The organism is Helicobacter himalayensis (assembly GCF_001602095.1).
Taxonomy (GTDB): Bacteria; Campylobacterota; Campylobacteria; order Campylobacterales; family Helicobacteraceae; genus Helicobacter_F; species Helicobacter_F himalayensis.
In genome coordinates this window covers 208,699-224,873 of record NZ_CP014991.1, presented here as the reverse complement: position 1 = coordinate 224,873, position 16,175 = coordinate 208,699, and the positions used below count along the sequence as shown (strand labels likewise).

Annotated in this window: 18 protein-coding genes; 7 read left to right on the top strand and 11 right to left on the bottom strand. The window is 39.9% G+C overall.

What is annotated here, in order from left to right; all coding sequences use genetic code 11:
• Positions 1–36 precede the first annotated feature (36 nt).
• Positions 37–678 (bottom strand): ribulose-phosphate 3-epimerase, encoded by a 642-nt coding sequence (gene rpe / locus A3217_RS01075; protein ID WP_066386927.1) that lies wholly within the window; start codon positions 676–678, stop codon positions 37–39.
• Positions 679–734: 56 nt separating this feature from the next.
• Between rpe and A3217_RS09540 the strand changes: the two genes are divergently transcribed.
• Positions 735–863 carry a hypothetical protein gene (locus A3217_RS09540; protein ID WP_257722276.1) on the top strand — a complete coding sequence of 43 codons (129 nt, stop codon included), beginning with the start codon at positions 735–737 and terminating at the stop codon, positions 861–863.
• A gap of 30 nt (positions 864–893) precedes the next feature.
• Here the strand turns inward: A3217_RS09540 and A3217_RS01070 are convergent, their stop codons facing one another.
• The 4 genes from A3217_RS01070 to A3217_RS01055 form a co-directional block, all read right to left on the bottom strand.
• The gene (locus tag A3217_RS01070) at positions 894–1,724 is read right to left on the bottom strand and encodes a MetQ/NlpA family ABC transporter substrate-binding protein (protein ID WP_066386926.1); all 831 of its coding nucleotides are present in this window, start codon (positions 1,722–1,724) and stop codon (positions 894–896) included.
• A gap of 10 nt (positions 1,725–1,734) precedes the next feature.
• Positions 1,735–2,577: a MetQ/NlpA family ABC transporter substrate-binding protein gene (locus tag A3217_RS01065; protein ID WP_066386925.1), complete on the bottom strand. Its 843-nt coding sequence runs from the start codon at positions 2,575–2,577 to the stop codon at positions 1,735–1,737.
• A gap of 25 nt (positions 2,578–2,602) precedes the next feature.
• The gene (locus A3217_RS01060) at positions 2,603–3,202 is read right to left on the bottom strand and encodes a methionine ABC transporter permease (RefSeq protein ID WP_231860286.1); all 600 of its coding nucleotides are present in this window, start codon (positions 3,200–3,202) and stop codon (positions 2,603–2,605) included.
• Positions 3,203–3,319: 117 nt separating this feature from the next.
• Positions 3,320–4,387 carry a methionine ABC transporter ATP-binding protein gene (locus tag A3217_RS01055; protein ID WP_066386923.1) on the bottom strand — a complete coding sequence of 356 codons (1,068 nt, stop codon included), beginning with the start codon at positions 4,385–4,387 and terminating at the stop codon, positions 3,320–3,322.
• Between the two features lie 302 nt (positions 4,388–4,689).
• Here A3217_RS01055 and A3217_RS01050 point away from each other — a divergent pair, with 302 nt between their 5' ends.
• Positions 4,690–5,739 carry an agmatine deiminase family protein gene (locus tag A3217_RS01050; RefSeq protein ID WP_066386921.1) on the top strand — a complete coding sequence of 350 codons (1,050 nt, stop codon included), beginning with the start codon at positions 4,690–4,692 and terminating at the stop codon, positions 5,737–5,739.
• A 142-nt stretch (positions 5,740–5,881) separates the two neighbouring features.
• Here A3217_RS01050 and A3217_RS01045 read toward each other — a convergent pair whose 3' ends face one another.
• The 6 genes from A3217_RS01045 to A3217_RS01020 all read right to left on the bottom strand — a co-directional run bounded on the left by A3217_RS01045 (position 5,882) and on the right by A3217_RS01020 (position 11,983).
• Positions 5,882–7,168, bottom strand: a complete 1,287-nt coding sequence (locus A3217_RS01045) for a (Fe-S)-binding protein (protein ID WP_066386919.1) — start codon at positions 7,166–7,168, stop codon at positions 5,882–5,884.
• Positions 7,169–7,177: 9 nt separating this feature from the next.
• Complete coding sequence (gene hemN / locus A3217_RS01040) at positions 7,178–8,545, bottom strand: oxygen-independent coproporphyrinogen III oxidase (RefSeq protein ID WP_066386917.1); 1,368 nt, start codon at positions 8,543–8,545, stop codon at positions 7,178–7,180.
• Positions 8,546–8,548: 3 nt separating this feature from the next.
• Positions 8,549–8,992: a DUF2603 domain-containing protein gene (locus A3217_RS01035; protein WP_066386916.1), complete on the bottom strand. Its 444-nt coding sequence runs from the start codon at positions 8,990–8,992 to the stop codon at positions 8,549–8,551.
• 54 nt (positions 8,993–9,046) lie between these two features.
• Positions 9,047–10,039 carry an ornithine carbamoyltransferase gene (gene argF / locus A3217_RS01030; protein ID WP_066389650.1) on the bottom strand — a complete coding sequence of 331 codons (993 nt, stop codon included), beginning with the start codon at positions 10,037–10,039 and terminating at the stop codon, positions 9,047–9,049.
• Positions 10,040–10,126: 87 nt separating this feature from the next.
• A complete protein-coding gene (locus A3217_RS01025; RefSeq protein WP_066386907.1) occupies positions 10,127–10,885 on the bottom strand; it encodes an NTP transferase domain-containing protein in 759 nt (252 codons plus the stop codon).
• Positions 10,886–10,897: 12 nt separating this feature from the next.
• A complete protein-coding gene (locus A3217_RS01020; RefSeq protein WP_066386904.1) occupies positions 10,898–11,983 on the bottom strand; it encodes a tyrosine-type recombinase/integrase in 1,086 nt (361 codons plus the stop codon).
• Between the two features lie 137 nt (positions 11,984–12,120).
• Between A3217_RS01020 and hslV the strand changes: the two genes are divergently transcribed.
• The 5 genes from hslV (at position 12,121) to A3217_RS00995 (ending at position 15,942) form a co-directional block, all read left to right on the top strand.
• A complete protein-coding gene (hslV, locus tag A3217_RS01015; RefSeq protein ID WP_066386902.1) occupies positions 12,121–12,705 on the top strand; it encodes an ATP-dependent protease subunit HslV in 585 nt (194 codons plus the stop codon).
• A gap of 11 nt (positions 12,706–12,716) precedes the next feature.
• Complete coding sequence (hslU, locus tag A3217_RS01010; RefSeq protein WP_417935355.1) at positions 12,717–14,033, top strand: HslU--HslV peptidase ATPase subunit; 1,317 nt, start codon at positions 12,717–12,719, stop codon at positions 14,031–14,033.
• 43 nt (positions 14,034–14,076) lie between these two features.
• The gene (gene bcp / locus A3217_RS01005; protein WP_066386898.1) at positions 14,077–14,547 is read left to right on the top strand and encodes a thioredoxin-dependent thiol peroxidase; all 471 of its coding nucleotides are present in this window, start codon (positions 14,077–14,079) and stop codon (positions 14,545–14,547) included.
• An 87-nt stretch (positions 14,548–14,634) separates the two neighbouring features.
• Positions 14,635–15,186, top strand: coding sequence for a hypothetical protein (locus A3217_RS01000; protein ID WP_066386896.1), 552 nt, complete (start codon positions 14,635–14,637; stop codon positions 15,184–15,186).
• Positions 15,187–15,252: 66 nt separating this feature from the next.
• Entirely contained in the window at positions 15,253–15,942 is a 690-nt protein-coding gene (locus A3217_RS00995) for a Bax inhibitor-1/YccA family protein (protein ID WP_066386895.1), read from the top strand.
• The last annotated feature ends 233 nt before the right edge of the window (positions 15,943–16,175 follow it).

Sequence of the window (16,175 nt, the reverse complement as noted above, 5' to 3'; positions counted from 1 at the left end):
AAAAATGAACGCATATTGTAACACGCAAGCCTTTAGCTAGACTTTAAGCCTTAAAACCGCGTTCTTATAGTCATCGCTTGAAAACACATAGCTTCCAGCCACGACCATATCCGCGCCACATTCTTTTAAAAGTGCAATATTTTTATCACTTACACCACCATCAACCTCAAGCAAGCAATTTGGGGCAATCTTATCGCGCAAAGTGCGTAAATCGCGTAATTTCTCCGCCACATAAGGGAGAAAGCTCTGCCCGCCAAAGCCCGGATTAACGCTCATTAAAAGCACCAAATCTAAGCTTGGAAGTAAATAGCGCAAAGATTCTATATTTGTATGCGGGTTTAGCACCACGCCAGCTTTGATTCCATAGGATTTTATAAGATTTACAAGCCTATCTAAATGCACCACTTCCTCAATATGCACGCTTAAAAATGCCGGCTTTAATGGCGCAAAAAGCGAGACGAAAAACTCGGTATTTTTTGTCATTAGATGAATATCTAGGGGCTTTGTGGCAATTTTTGCAATTTTTTCAACGACTAAGGGACCGATGGTTAGATTTGGCACAAAATGCCCGTCCATTACATCAATATGCAAATAATCGCATTCTGTGGCGCAGATTTTCTCCACCTCTTGGGCTAGATTCAAAAAATCCGCAGATAGCAAACTCGGCGCGACAAGCATACACCCTCCTTTTTTTGTGGCTTTGTAAAAAGCGCAATTATAGCCAAAGGCTTTTAATGCTAGCTTGCGCGCTACTTAGCGATATTAGGGGTGTAGTGAGATTCTATCCCTTTAAATACATCACCTTCGCGGAAGTAAATTCTGCTTCGCTTTGCTCGCGCGCATATTTGAGATTTTTTGGTTGATGAGATTCTTAAGATTCTGTAATCCTAACCTTAAAACGCCGGGACTACTTCGCCATCATAGGTGTCAATAATAAATTCTTTTACTTTCTCGCTTTGCAGTGCTTTTTTAAGCTTTGCGATATTTTCATCATTCACACTCTCCTCGCGCACGACTAGGACATTTACATAAGGCGACTTTTTATCTTCAAGCAAAATTGCGTCTTTTGATTTGAAACCCGCTTGCAGTGCATAATTTCCATTTATCACCGCACCATCATATTCATCAACTACACGAGGCAAAAGCGCACCTTCAATTGGAATAATTTTTAAGTCCTTAGAATTTTGCACAATATCAGATTCTGTGCTACCGAGATTGGTTGCATCTTTGAGCGTGATAAGCCCTTGATTATGTAGCAAAATAAGCGCGCGTCCGCCATTTGTCACATCATTTGGAATCGCAATCCTAGCACCATCTGACAAAGAATCTATGCTTTTATGCTTTGTAGAATAAAGTCCGATAGGCTCTAGGTGGATTTCGGCAATTGAGACAAGCCTATAACCTCTATCCTTATTAATAGAATCTAAATATGGCTTATGCTGCATAAAGTTCGCGTCCAAACTCTTATCATGCAGACTTATATTTGGTGTGACATAATCAGTAAATTCGACAATCTTAAGATTCACACCCTCTTTTTGCAAATCCTCTTTGATAAATTCTAGAATCTGCCCATGTGGGATAGGTGTAGCGCCAACGACAACTTCATTTTTCTTTGTGTTTTTAGATTCTGTTTGCGCTTTTTCTTTTTCCTCTCCACACGCACTAAAGCCAACTGCAAGAATTGCACCTAAAGCAATTAATCCTAAGTTTTTTAATATTTTCATATTGTCTCCTTTATTTTTTTAGATTCACAGGCAAAATTTCACCCTTATATTTTTCGATGATAAAGCCTGCGACTTCATCACCCATAAGCACTTCTTTGAGCTTTTGGATGCGTTCGTCATTTTCTAGTTCTTTGCGCGTTACAAAGACATTGACATACTCAGACTTCGCATCTTCGTGGAAAAATGCACTTTTAATGCTAAGCCCTGCTTGTAGCGCATAGTTTGCATTAATCACCGCAGCATCAACATTAGGCAACAAACTCGGCAAGCCTGCAGCCTCTACGGGTCTGAAACGTAAATTCTTAGGATTTTTTACAATATCATATTCAATGGTGCTTGCAAGATTCTTAGGGTCTTTTAGCTCAATCACACCAAAATCGTGAAGCAAAATAAGCGCTCGCGCGAGATTTGAGCTATCTCCGGGCAATGCGATATCCGCACCATCTGGAATCTCATCAACACTCTTATATTTTTTAGAATAAAAGCCAAGTGGCACAACATAAATTGGCTCTAGTGCAACAAGATTAAAACCTCTTTGCGCATTTTGCGCCTCCATAAAGGGCTTATGCTGATAAAGATTAGCGTCATTGCTGCCATCATTTAGCGCAATATCAGGCGTTGTGTAGTCTGTGAAAACTTGCACTTTCATCTCCACGCCTTTTTTAGCTAAAAGTGGTTTGGCAAACTCTAAAACCTCACTTGCTGGCACAGGTGTCGCACCCACCACAAGCAAAGGCATTTTGCTAGAATCTGCAGATTCTACACTCTTTTCTTTCTCTTCTCCGCAAGCATTGAGGCTAAGCGCGATAATGACACTTAAAAACCCAAAGCCTAGTTTTTGTAGTATTTTCATTTTTACTCCTTTTTTAAAGTTAAATTTAACGATTTGCGCGCAGGATTTTTACGATAAAATCCCCGCCGCTTTGGATAAGCTGGACTAAAATCATCGTAACAATCACCGCGTATAGCAACACATCAGGCTTAAAAGATTGGAATCCTATACGATAAGCCAAATCTCCTAATCCGCCACCACCCACAATCCCAGCCATCGCAGAATACCCAACAAGGCTAATGGAGGTTATCACAATGGCATTTGCAAGTGCGGGCTTGCATTCACAAAGCATCATTCTGATAATCGTAAAATTGCTCGCACCCATACTTTGCGTGGCTTCAATCAAATCTTTTGGCACTTCAAGCAATGCCCCCTCAAAAAGGCGCGCAATAAAAGGAATCGCCGCAATACTAAGCGCGATAATCGCAGCTGTCGAGCCTGTGCTCATACCAATAAGCGCACCAGAAAATGGTAGTAGCACGAGGATTAGCACCATAAAAGGAAAGGAGCGCACCATATTTACAACCCACCCAAGGATTTTATTAAAAAGTGGTGCGGGCTTGATAGAATCTTCGCGCGTGATAGCGAGTAAAACCCCAAGTGGCAAGCCAAAAAGCACAGCAAAAAGCGCGGAAAACTGCACCATATAAAGCGTTTCAAGCAAACCTTTTGAAAGCAAATAACCTAAATCATTCCCAAAAAGAGAATGCAAAATCGCTTCAAATTCCCTATCCGCAGAGCGTAAAAAATCTTTTATCATTTTTTAATCCTTATTTTGCGTGACGTGTGGATTGTGCGTGATTTGTGAATCTTGTTTGAGATTGAGAGATTGCGAACTCAGAGATTCTATTGTCACGCCTTGAGATTGTAGCCATTCAAGGCTTTTGTGGATAGAATCTGTATCTTTTTGCAAAAATTTCACCACCAAATGCCCAATATCTTGTTTGTTAAACTCTTCAATACTACCACTCAAAATATTTACATCTACGTCAAATTTCTTAATCATTTGACTAATGAGCGGACTTTGCGCGTTAGGTCCTGTGAAAATCACACGATAAGTATTCTCACTAGCACCCACATGCGCGATAAGCTTACTCTCATCGAGTGGCAAAAACGAGATAAGCTCCCTTGTGATGGCTTCTTTTGGATTTGCAAACACTTCTTCAACCTTCCCGCGCTCCACAATCTCACCATTGCTAATCACACAGACTTTGTTGCAAATTTGTTGCACCACCTCGATTTGATGCGTGATAAGCACTATTGTAAGAGAAAGTTTTGCTTGAATATCTTTAAGCAGTGAAAGGATTGAGCGCGTAGTTTTCGTATCTAGCGCGCTTGTGGCTTCATCACAAAGAAGCACTTTTGGGTGGTTGGCTAACGCACGCGCAATAGCCACGCGCTGTTTTTGCCCGCCACTTAGCTGACTTGGATAAAAATGCGCTTTTTCACTCAAGCCCACAAGCTCTAAAAGCTCATCTACACGCGCCTTTATGCTCTCTTTTTTCCACTTAGCAATTTCAAGCGCAAAGGCGACATTCCCAAACACATCGCGTGCGCTTAGAAGATTGAAATGCTGAAAAATCATACCTATATTTTGACGTTGCTTTTGAAGCTGCTTTTGAGAAAGCGCGAGCATATCGATTCCATCGATTTCCACACGCCCACTACTTGGCTCTTCAAGGCGATTTATAAGCCTAATTAATGTACTTTTCCCCGCACCAGAATAGCCGATAATCCCCATAATATCGCCTTCTTGCACTTCTAAATCAATGCCTTTAATCGCGCAAAAGCCATTAGGGTAGGTTTTGGTTACTTGTTGTAATGAGATAATGGGAAACTCCTTGTGTTAAAAATGTCAATTGTGCGCAAGCGCCACCGCTTAGAATCTTCTCCCCTTGTCGAATAAACCCATTTTTAAAAACGCGTTTGATTAAATTGAGAGATTCTGAAAAATATATTTTTTGGAATCTAAAAAGCCTAAGAAAGTGCCAATTATAACACAAAATTTTAAAAATACAATATGTGTTTTAACTTTTTAATAAAATTTCCATGCAATACTCCACTTTCAAAACCTTTTAATAAAACTCGTGCTAAGGTAGGAGTTTTATTCCTAAGTTAATAAGGAGCTTAAAAGTGAAAGCCTTTGCTTCTAGCAAAAACCCTACGCAATCCCCGCGCCTTTATGCGGAGTGGGAAAAACAGCGCGCGATTTTACTCGCCCTCCCACATAAACACAGCGATTGGAAAAGTATGTTAAAGGAAGCACGTGTGTGCTTTGAGCACATTATTAAGCTCATTTGCGCGCGTGAGCGCGTGTATCTTTGTATCGATCCTCGTGATAAAAGCGGGCTGAAATTTATCCGACAACATTGCAAAAAACAGCTTAAATCCGGTAATTTGCAAGTTTTTAGAATCCCTCTTAATGATACTTGGGCGCGCGATTTTGGTCCTATTAGCATAACAGAAAATGGGCTTAATAAAAATCTTAATTTTACTTTCAATGGTTGGGGACTGAAATTTAGCGCGAATTTTGATAACCAAATAAACACGCGACTTCACGAACTTGGAATCTTAGAAAACCTTAGCAAGCAAAACCTTGTGCTAGAAGGTGGAAGCATTGATAGCAATGGTCAAAACCTACTTCTAACCACCACAAACTGCCTCCTAGAGCCAAATCGCAACGCACATCTAAGCAAAATAGAGATTGAAAAAATCCTGTGTGAAACATTTGGGCTTACAAAGATTTTTTGGCTAGAGCAAGGATTTTTAGCAGGCGATGATACGGATAGTCACATTGACAATCTCGCGCGCTTTATCGCGCCAAAAACCATTGCCTATGTAAAATGTGAGGATAGCAAGGATATACATTTTGAGAGTTTGGCAAAAATGGAAAATGAGCTAAAAGCCCTACGTGATGAGAATGACGCACCATTTAAACTTGTGGCACTGCCTTTACCAAAAGCGCAATTTCACAAAAAAGAGCGCTTGCCGGCAAGCTATGTGAATTTTTTATTTATCAATGGCGCGCTCCTTGTGCCAACTTACAATGACAAGAAAAATGACAAACGCGCGCTTGAAGCTCTACGCGCAGAATTGCCACATTTGGAAGTGATAGGGATAGATTGCTCCGCTCTTATAAAATGGCACGGAAGCTTGCATTGCGCCAGTATGCAGTTGTATTAAACTTAAGAAATTTATTCTTTATCTTCTGCATCTTTAATGGCTTTTGAAACAGCAACAAAACTCAGGATAGAAATTAGCACAAAATGCTTGCAATGTTTTCAATCGTAAAAACGCGTGATAAATGTGTTAGTTAAATTATAGACTAACTTTTAAGATTCTCAGCCAAAAGCTCCAGCGGGTGGATAAAGCGCACTTTTGAATGAATAGAATCTAATGTGTTTGTAATCTGCATTCTGCACGCGCCACATTCCGCGCTTACGATATGCGCCTTTGAATTTTCTATGTCCTTTGCTTTTGGTATGCCAGCTTTCAGCGTGAGCGCGTAGTTTGAACTCTGCATACTAACGCCACCAAAGCCACAGCAACGCGCAGAATCCTGCATTTCTATAAGATTAAAATTTTTGCTTAAAAGTGCGCGTGGCTCTTTGTAGATTCCAAGCACTTTGCGCGCGTGACAAGGATCGTGGTAAGTGAGACTTTCTTGCTGCTTTGATTCTTGCAAATGCTTGGATAAATCAGTTTGTTTTTGTAGCCACGCACTTGCCATATGGATTTTTGGCAAAAGTTTCTCTAAGCGCTCCACCCATTCACTTTCTCCACTTAGCTCAAGTGCGTGCTTCCAATCGATCTTCAACATCGCCGCACAAGTAGCTTCAGGAATAAGCATCGCATCAATTTCATTCCAAAAACTCTCAAAATACTCTATATTTTTTTTGACTAAAAAAAGCACGGTTTGTATATCACCTGTGAAAAACGCCGGCGCACCGCAACACTCCTGCGACTTTGGCACAAAATAAGAGATACCGAGTTTATTAAGAATCTTTAACAAACTTTCCCCCACATTTGGGTAATTGTAATTGCTAATACAACCGATAAAAATCGCCACGCGCTTTTGTGCTTGAAAATCTAACCTGTCTTTTTCTCCTCCGTGACGTTGCAAAAAGGACTTTTTGACAAAAGGAAAAATACTGCGCCCTCTTAAGCCAAAAACAAAGCTTCTTGCGCGCAATTTTGTTTTCTCTCCTTTGTAGCTCTCGCTTTTAAACGTGCAAGGCGCAATAAATGCTAGAAAATTAAAGACAAAATCCGCCCATTTTCTATGGCGCAAAAGAAAAAAATATGCACGTTTATACCAGCTGATTCCATATTTTTTGGCAATTTCTACGCGCACAGATTCTATGGCTAAATCAGTTGGCAAGCTCGCAGGACACACGCTTACGCAAGTGGTGCAGAGAAAGCAAGATTCAAAGATTTTTTTTGCATTAGAATCTAAGGGTAATTTGCCATCTTTATACGCGCCTAAGAGATCTAAAAATCCCCTTGGTGAAGTCGTTTCATCGCGATTGACTTGATAAATCGTGCAACTTGGGATACATTTACCACATTTCACACACGAGTTTGCAAGGTTTTTTAAATCAAGTAACTGCACGCACACACCTTAAATCGTCTTGCTGAAAGTATCTTTACCGACATTTTTATACAAATACGCATCAAAAAGCATCGCAATATTGCGGATAAGCATACCCCCTGTTGGCGTGGTAAAAATCCCTTCACTATTCACTTTGAGCAAATTCGCTTTTTCAAAAGGCTTTAGTTCGCTCAACTCTTTGGCAAAATGCGTTTTAAAATCAATCCCAAACGCGCTTTCAATGGAGGCAAAATTCAGGCTTAAATTATTCATAAGCTCCATTATCACGCTCTTGCGTAAAATATCCTCTTTACTTAGCCTAATGCCCCGTTCTGTGGGTAAAATCCCATTATCAAGCGCGTTTTCATACAAGCTCAAATCCTTAAAATTCTGCGCATAATAATCAATCCCCTCACTAATGCTCGTCACACCCACACCAATAGTTTGTGAAAAACCCTTTGTCGTGTAGCCTTGAAAGTTTCGGCGGAGCTGTTTGCGCGCCTTTGCTAGATAAAGCTCATCATCTTTTTTTGCAAAATGATCCATACCAATCATTTCATAGCCATTTTTTGTAAGTTTTTCTATGCTATTTTGCAGAATCTGCAACTTCTCTTGTGGGCGCGGGAGCGTGGTTTCATCAATTTTTCGCATTGTTTTTTTAAGCCAAGGTACATGTGCGTAATTAAACACCGCCAAACGCTCCGGACTTAGCTCTAACACAGAATCTAGCGTGCGCTCAAAGCTCTGCAAGCTCTGAAATGGCAAGCCATAAATTAAATCAAAATTAATAGATTTAATCCCAAAACTGCGCGCAAGCTCAATAGCATTTTTAACAATTTTAAAGCTTTGTTTGCGATGGATTGCGTCCTGCACGCATTCCTCAAAATCCTGCACACCAAAGCTTAAGCGACTAAAGCCATACGCTTTTAAAACGCGCATTTGCTCAATATCAAAATATCTTGGGTCAATCTCGCAGCTGATTTCACAATCTTTTGCAAAGTTTGGAAAGCACTCGCACAGGGCTTTTATAACAGATTCTAATTCTTTAGCATTAAAAAATGTAGGTGTTCCTCCACCAAAATGAAACTGCACGACTTCACGCGTAGTATCAAAGCTTTGCTTTAAAAGTGCGAGTTCTTTTTTGAGATATTCAATATAGCGGGGCTTCTTTTCTTCTTTGCTTGTGTAAATTACATTGCACCCGCAAAAATAACACGCCGAACGACAAAATGGCAAATGCGTATAGAGTGAAAGTGGGATTTTGGTTAAATCCGCGCGTTTTAGCGCTTCCTTGTATGCGCTAGATTCAAAAGCATTACTAAATTCTACCGCAGTAGGATAGCTTGTGTAGCGAGGTCCGGGCTTTGAATAACGCACATATTTTTGAAAATCAATCATATCTTATCTCTTATCAAGCAAATCTTGAAGGTTAAAAAAAAGATTTGGATATTGTTTCTTTAAATCGCGAGCGATTGCGCGAGCATTGAGTAAAGGCAAAGAACCATCTTTTTTGCGAAAACTTTCAATATATTCTGATGCAATCACCACCACATCGTCCATATCAATTGGCATTTGCTGGGCGATTTCACGCTCTAATCGTATAAAAAAGCGCTCCTCTTGTAAATCCCTCATGCGCTGATTGAGCGTATTTAGCACCTGACTTGGGATAAGTGCAAATTCATTGTCCTCATTATCTCTCAAAAGCCAAATATTTTCATTCTTTAACTCACCTTTTTGCAACGCAATAAGGGCATTTTTGGAATCAATTTTATTTAACACACCAAAGCTGTATTGTTGATGGATATTTTCATCAAAAAGCGTAGCAGTTTTTTTTGCTATTTTCATTTTGCCCTCCTTAAACTCAAAAATGTTTTGAGAAATATTTTGTAAAAAAATTGCTTATTTCTTTATAATTTGTTGCTTCTCTTCATTTTCTCTTGCTAGCCATACCATAACACCTTTTTGTGCGTGCAAGCGGTTTTGTGCTTCTTCAAAAACGCGACTTTGCGCGCCCTCTAGTACCTCTTCGCTCACCTCCTGCCCGCGATATGCTGGCAAGCAATGCAAGAAAATCGCCTCTTTTTGCGCAAGCGCCATTTTAGCACTATCCACACAATATTCTTTAAACGCCTTTTCGCGCTCTTTTTTCTCATTTTCTTGTCCCATTGACGCCCAAGTGTCCGTGGTTACGACATTTGCTCCAGAAATTGCAACATCAATATCCTGCCCAATAAGGATTTTTGCGCCACTTGTTTTTGCCATCTCGCGCGCAAATTTCACAACCTCATCTTTTGGCTCATAGCCTTTTGGGGAAGCAATTCTTAGCTCAAAACCAAGAATCGCGCTTAGGTTTAGCCAAGAATGCGCCATATTATTCCCATCACCAATGTAAGCAACAACGGGCTTTGCCACGCTTTTTGGATAGAATCTGCAAAATTTAGAATCTGCTTGGACATAGATTCCACATTCTATCATCGTCATATAATCTGCCAAAAGCTGCACAGGGTGGAAATCATCAGTCAAGCCATTGATCACAGGCACGCGTGAATATTTCGCAAATTCTAAGATTCTAGAATGTTCGCCTGTGCGAATCATCACCATATCAAGCATTGAGCTTATCACGCGCGCAGTGTCCTTCATCGGCTCACCACGCCCAAGCTGAATGTCTTTGTTTGAAAGAAAAATCCCCGTCCCGCCAAGCTGATAAATCCCCGCCTCAAAGCTCACTCTTGTGCGCGTAGAGGATTTTTCAAAAATCATTCCTAATGTTTTATTACGCATATATGGTGTTTGGGTGTTAGATTTATGTTGGGCTTTAATCTCTAATGCCAAGTCTAGGATTTGCAGAATCTCCTCATTTGAAAAATCCTGCAAAGTCAAAAAATGCCGTATCATCTTGCTACCTTTTGGCTTAAAAAATAAGCCCCAGATTCTAGCAAAAAAACCTGCATTTGTAGCAATTTGCAAACATTTTATTTTTTAATGTTTCTTGTGGCGCGTTGCATAGGATTGCAGAAATTTTAATGCGTTGTGATAGGTTTCTTTTGTGTTGAGATTAAAACTTAATGCATTATCTTTAATCTCTAAACTTGTATGCATTGTGTTTTTTATCAACACACCGATTTTAAAATCTTTATTTTTTAGCGCATTTAAAAGCGTGTCTTTCATACTCATATGCCAAAGGGAAAGCAAAAAATGCTCTTTTTTGTCGCCATTTTCTAAAATCTGTGTGATGTAAGCAACCTTGTAGTTTTTTTGCTGTGAAAGCGTGGCAAGATTCTCAAAATGCATTGGATTGATAAAAGGCGTATCCACACTTACAAACGCCACATACTGCGCGTCTAAATGCTTTTGTGCAAATTCTAGCGCACAAAAGATTCCATAAAGCGGAGAAAACCTCTCTTTAAATGCGAGATTTTGAATATTTAACGTGCAATCTAGAGCATTTTCTTGTAACACGCGCGATTCTATAATCGTTGGCAAATTATATTCCAAAAGCTTAGAATCTTTGCTTTTCACACAAAGAAAAACGCGCTCAAACCACTCGCTTAGGTTATTATAAACAAATTGCGTGAGAGAATTTTGCCTAAAATCTTGTCTTGCCTCGCATTCTATGCTCTGCTTAGAATCTTGCTCTGCAAAATTTGCATCAAAAGGCAAAAGTGCCTTGTCGCAGCCCATTCTGCTAGATTTCCCACCACAGAGAATCACACAAGGAAAAGAAGAGATTTTTTGCATAAATCTTTACTTTCACTTTTCAAAATCGTCCATCACGCTTGCAGCTTCGATGAGCCTTTGCTTATCAAAATGCGTGTAGATTCTGCTTGTGTTGAGATTAGCGTGTCCGAGCGCTTCTTGCACCAGCACCAAATCGTGCTTTTTTGTATAAAGCATCGTAGCAAAGGTATGACGAAGCATATGCGCGCCCATTTTTTCCTTTTTTATTCCGGCTTGGGCTAAAATAGCGCCTAGCACCTGATACACGCGCGCTTGCGTAAGCTTGCCACCTTTTTTGTTACAAAAAATGAGACTATCTTCAATCGCTGTATTGAGCGCAATTTGACTGCGCTGCTCCATCCACGCGTTCATAAGATTCTCAATCTTTTCTTTTTTTACCATCACCATACGCATTTTATTGCCCTTCCCACGCACTGCAAACATCCACAAATCCTCTTGCGGGATTAAATCTTTTGTGCGAAGGTTGAGAATCTCATTGACACGCACGCCGGTATAAACAATGATTTTTATAATGAGCTTATCGCGTGTAGCGTGAGAAAATGGCAATGGCGTAGAATCTATGGCTTCCAAAAACCGCTCTAACTCGCGCTCTTCTAAATATGCAGGGAGTTTTTGCCCATTATTTTGCGCGAGCAAATGCTTAATCGCAAGCTCGATTCCAAACACATGCGAGGTGCCATTATCCTCATTGCGCTTGTCAATAAAACCAAAGAATCCAATAAGCACGATTCTGTAATTTTTTTTACTCGCATCGCTAAGTGTCGAAGTATGCACGCTTAGAAAATCAATAATAATCTCTTCATTAATCTCGCGCAAGGACATTAGCCTAAGTGCGCAAAGATACTCATACAATTTCCCAAGCGGTGTGATAAAAATATTGATCCCTATAAGCCCGGCTTTACGCGCATTTTTGCATATTTGCAGGAGATGCTGAATGCTTTGTGGCAATTGATTAAGAATCTGCAAACATTGCAAGATGGCTTCTTTGTCGCGCACTTGATGATTTGAAAGCGTGTTAATTTTCCACCGCACAAAGCGCCCCATCCACAAAAGCAGATTTTCTTCAAACGCGCTAAAAGGCTCTAAGGGATAGTGCATAAAATGCCTTTGTGTTAAGATAGCTTTTTTCAAACAAAAATAATTCCACTACAAGAAAATAAAAACTTATTAACAGCGTATTGAATAGGATTCTGATAGAATCTAAAATTTGGGATTTAAGATTTTAGGAGAAAATTATGTTTAAAGCGACAACAATTTTGGCTTATAGAGGCGAGTTTGAAGGAAAAAAATGTGCAGTGATTGGGGGCGATGGGCAGGTGAGCTTTGGAAACTGCGTGATGAAAGGCAATGCGACAAAGGTGCGCACACTCTATCACGATAAAATCCTAAGCGGTTTTGCTGGAAGCACGACTGATGCGTTTAGCTTGTTTGATAATTTTGAGCGCATTTTGGAAGGCAAAAAAGGCGAGCTAATGCGTTCTGTGCTGGAGTTTGCAAAGCAGTGGAGGAATGATAAGTATTTGCGCAAATTGGAAGCGATGATGATTGTGCTTGATAAAGAACATCTTTTTATTTTGAGCGGAAGTGGCGATGTGCTCGAGCCAGAAGATAGGAAAATCGCAGCTATTGGAAGTGGTGGGAACTATGCGCTTTGCGCTGCTCGTGCGCTTGATAGAATGCAAAGTGGCGTGATACAAACAAATACAGATTCTAAAAATTTGCAAATCCCACCAAAAGAGCTTGTGAGGCAATCCTTGCAAATTGCTGGTGAGCTTTGCATTTACACAAACACAAATATCAAAATTTTGGAGCTTGAATAATGAAAGAAAATATGACCCCGCGCCAAATTGTGGCGTATTTAGATGACTATATTATCGGGCAGGCTGATGCCAAAAAGGCGGTGGCTATTGCCTTGCGTAATCGCTACCGCAGAATGAACCTAGAAAAAGCAGTGCAAGAGGAAATCACGCCAAAAAATATCCTTATGATAGGTGCCACAGGCGTTGGGAAAACTGAAATTGCACGCAGAATGGCAAAAATTATGGGACTGCCTTTTGTCAAGGTTGAAGCGAGCAAATACACAGAAGTTGGCTTTGTGGGGCGCGATGTGGAATCTATGGTGCGTGATTTGGTGCTTGCAAGTGTGAATCTTGTTGAAAAAGAATACAAACAAAAAGAGGAGCAAAATATCAAAGAATATATTCTTGATAAAATCACGCAAAAAATTCTTCCCCCGCTTCCAAGTAGCGTGAATGAGCAAAAAAAGCAAGAATACGCACAAAGCTTTGAAAAAATGAAAGAGCGCGTGCGAAATGGCGAGATGGATTCTCTAATGATAAATATCGAAGTGAGCAAGAATCTGCCTACTTTTGATGAGGGCTTGCCACCAGATGTGCTTAAAGTGCAAGAATCTATCATCAAAGTGCTTTCTCCCCAGCAAGAAAAACAAAAGCGTGAAATGAGTGTCAAAGAAGCAAAGGAAGCGCTTACACAAGAGGCGCTCAGGGAATGTTTGGATTATGAAGCAATCAAGCAAGAGGGCTTAAAGCGTGCCGAGCAAAAAGGTGTGATTTTCATCGATGAGATTGATAAAATCGCCGTAAGTAGCAAAGATAGCTCGCGTCAAGATCCAAGTAAAGAGGGCGTGCAACGCGATTTGCTTCCTATCGTGGAGGGAAGCGTGGTAAGCACAAAATATGGGCAAATCCGCACGGATTATATTCTTTTTATCGCAGCAGGCGCGTTTCACTTTAGCAAGCCAAGCGATTTGATACCAGAATTGCAAGGGCGCTTTCCCTTGCGCGTGGAGCTAGAAAATCTCACACAAGAGAGCCTTTATAAGATTCTCACGCAGGTAAAAAGCTCCATTATCCGTCAATACCAATTGCTTTTGCAAACTGAATATATTACGCTAGAGTTCGAAGATGAGGCAATTAGAGAGCTTGCGAGGCTGTCATTTCACGCAAATGAAAAGACAGAAGATATTGGCGCGCGTAGGTTGCACACGACAATAGAGCGCGTGTTGGAGGATATTAGCTTTGAGTGTGAAGACTACATAGGCAAGGAAGTGGTAGTCACTGCACAAATGGTGCGAGAAAAGCTCGGCGAGCTTGTAGAAAATGTCGATTTAGCGCGCTATATTTTGTAAAAAGTGCAGATTCTGTATAAATAAATTTTAAAAAGGAGGATTTATGGCAAAGCTGGAATCTGGAAACCTTGCGCCTGCTTTTTGCGCGCAAGATAGCTTTGGGCTTGAAGTGAATTTGAGTGATTTTGCAGGAAAAAATGTTGTGCTGTATTTTTATCCAAAGGATAATACGCCCGGTTGTACGACTGAAGCGCAGGACTTTAGCGCGCTTTTAGAGGAGTTTGAGAATCTCAACTATGTGATACTTGGTGTAAGTCCTGATAGTCAAAAAAGTCATCAAAACTTCATCGCAAAACAAAACCTTAAAATCACACTTTTAAGCGATCCTGACAAACAAATCGCTACAAGCTATGGTGCGTATGGTGAAAAACTTATGTATGGAAAAAAAGTAATGGGAATCATACGCTCAAGCTTTATTATCGATACAGAGGGCAAAATCGCTAAAGCATATTACAATGTCAAAGCCAAAGGACACGCACAAAAAGTGCTAGATGAGATAAAAGAGGGCTTTTGATTGCTTTTTTTTATTTGGAACATTCCTTTAGAATCTTAAGCTTTTTAGAGATACAATAGAAACTATTTTTTAAGTAAGGAGTGAGAAATGAGATTGGTTACATTTACGCTAGGTGCGACTTTTGGGGTGTTGTTGTTTTTTAGTGGATGTCAAGATGTTGAGCTAGAGGCTAAGGGTCCTGTAATCCCAACTTGTGATACGCCAAAATATGAAGTGTTACTCCCAGAAGGACGTATTAGCACGACTCAAGTAAGCGCAAAAAAAGAAAGTGAGCGTTTATTTAGCAAAGAAAGTTTTGTAGAACTCTTAAATTCTGTCTTTAAACAATCAAATTGCTTTAGCTTTACCCAAAATGCTAGTGCGGAAACTTTCAGCCTTGCTGTAAGCTATGAACTGAAAGCTGATGAGGAAAGTCAAGATATTAATGTGCTAAAAAGTCAAGATGAAATTAGCCTAAAATCGCTTATCGTGCTTGACTTGCATTCAAAGCAAAAACAAATCACGCAAACTTCAAATGGTGAGCTTAGAATCTCTGCGGATCGCTACTTTGGCTTGCAAAATGATAATAAGCTCTCGCGACAAGATATAAAAGAGCTTTTGTTGCGAAACCTTATTTTTATCTTAAATGCGCTCAAATAGCATATTCAAAGCTATTTACCAAAACTTGCGATAATACGCGCTTATTTTTTGGAAAAAGGAGAAAATATGGCACTTTATGATAGAGATTACACAAATGCAAATGTCGCTTCTATGGCTCAAGCACAAGAAAGCGCGTTGGTAAATTTTGTAAAAACTACTTATAAATTTTTTGGTGCAAGTTTGCTGATTGCTACAATTGGTGCGCTTGTAGGATTTATGTATTTTGAAGCAGTAATGCAATATCGTATGCTTATTTTTATTGCAGAGTTTGCAGCACTTTTTGGGCTTATGTTTTCACGTAGTAAGCCCGGGCTTAATATCGCGATGCTTTTTATCTTTACATTCCTTACAGGGCTTGCGATTACGCCACTTTTGGGAATCGTAATTGCGAAAAATGGTGCTGGTGCGGTGGTTTCAGCTTTTGGTATGACGACAATTATTTTTGGTGTGATGAGTATCTTTGGTGTAAAAACTAAAAAAGATCTCGCAAATATGGGTAAAATGCTCTTTATTTCGCTTATCGTGGTACTTGTATGTTCGATTGTGAATATCTTTTTGGGTAATCCAATGTTTCAAACACTCATCGCTGGTGCAGTGGCAATACTTTTTAGTGTGTATGTAGCCTATGATACGCAAAATATTATTCGTGGGCTTTATAGCAGTCCGGTAGATGCGGCTATCGCGCTTTATTTGGATTTTTACAATATCTTTGTAAGCCTTTTGCAACTTTTTGGAATCTTTGGTAGCAGAGATTAAATCTATCCTGTTTTATATCACCTCGCGGGAGTAATCCCGCTCCACTCTACTTCGTTACGCACACATACTCGGCATTTTTTTAATTAATAAAAGTCTTGGAAACTTTACTAAGAAATTAAAAATCTTAAGTTTCTATCCCCGTCAAAAAAACCAAACAGCGTTACAGAATCTTGGAGCTTTATTAATCAAAAAAAAAAAAAGATCGTGTATGCGTGTGGAGCCGGAAACAAAAC

What these genes read in the sequence shown, in the direction of transcription:
- rpe (WP_066386927.1), bottom strand. Translation starts at nt 678, where the DNA reads ATGCTTGTCGCGCCGAGTTTGCTATCTGCGGATTTTTTGAATCTAGCC.
- A3217_RS09540 (WP_257722276.1), top strand. Translation starts at nt 735, where the DNA reads ATGCTAGCTTGCGCGCTACTTAGCGATATTAGGGGTGTAGTGAGATTC.
- A3217_RS01070 (WP_066386926.1), bottom strand. Translation starts at nt 1,724, where the DNA reads ATGAAAATATTAAAAAACTTAGGATTAATTGCTTTAGGTGCAATTCTT.
- A3217_RS01065 (WP_066386925.1), bottom strand. Translation starts at nt 2,577, where the DNA reads ATGAAAATACTACAAAAACTAGGCTTTGGGTTTTTAAGTGTCATTATC.
- A3217_RS01060 (WP_231860286.1), bottom strand. Translation starts at nt 3,202, where the DNA reads ATGGTGCAGTTTTCCGCGCTTTTTGCTGTGCTTTTTGGCTTGCCACTT.
- hemN (WP_066386917.1), bottom strand. Translation starts at nt 8,545, where the DNA reads ATGATTGATTTTCAAAAATATGTGCGTTATTCAAAGCCCGGACCTCGC.
- A3217_RS01035 (WP_066386916.1), bottom strand. Translation starts at nt 8,992, where the DNA reads ATGAAAATAGCAAAAAAAACTGCTACGCTTTTTGATGAAAATATCCAT.
- A3217_RS01025 (WP_066386907.1), bottom strand. Translation starts at nt 10,885, where the DNA reads ATGCAAAAAATCTCTTCTTTTCCTTGTGTGATTCTCTGTGGTGGGAAA.
- A3217_RS01020 (WP_066386904.1), bottom strand. Translation starts at nt 11,983, where the DNA reads ATGCACTATCCCTTAGAGCCTTTTAGCGCGTTTGAAGAAAATCTGCTT.
- hslV (WP_066386902.1), top strand. Translation starts at nt 12,121, where the DNA reads ATGTTTAAAGCGACAACAATTTTGGCTTATAGAGGCGAGTTTGAAGGA.
- hslU (WP_417935355.1), top strand. Translation starts at nt 12,717, where the DNA reads ATGACCCCGCGCCAAATTGTGGCGTATTTAGATGACTATATTATCGGG.
- bcp (WP_066386898.1), top strand. Translation starts at nt 14,077, where the DNA reads ATGGCAAAGCTGGAATCTGGAAACCTTGCGCCTGCTTTTTGCGCGCAA.
- A3217_RS01000 (WP_066386896.1), top strand. Translation starts at nt 14,635, where the DNA reads ATGAGATTGGTTACATTTACGCTAGGTGCGACTTTTGGGGTGTTGTTG.
- A3217_RS00995 (WP_066386895.1), top strand. Translation starts at nt 15,253, where the DNA reads ATGGCACTTTATGATAGAGATTACACAAATGCAAATGTCGCTTCTATG.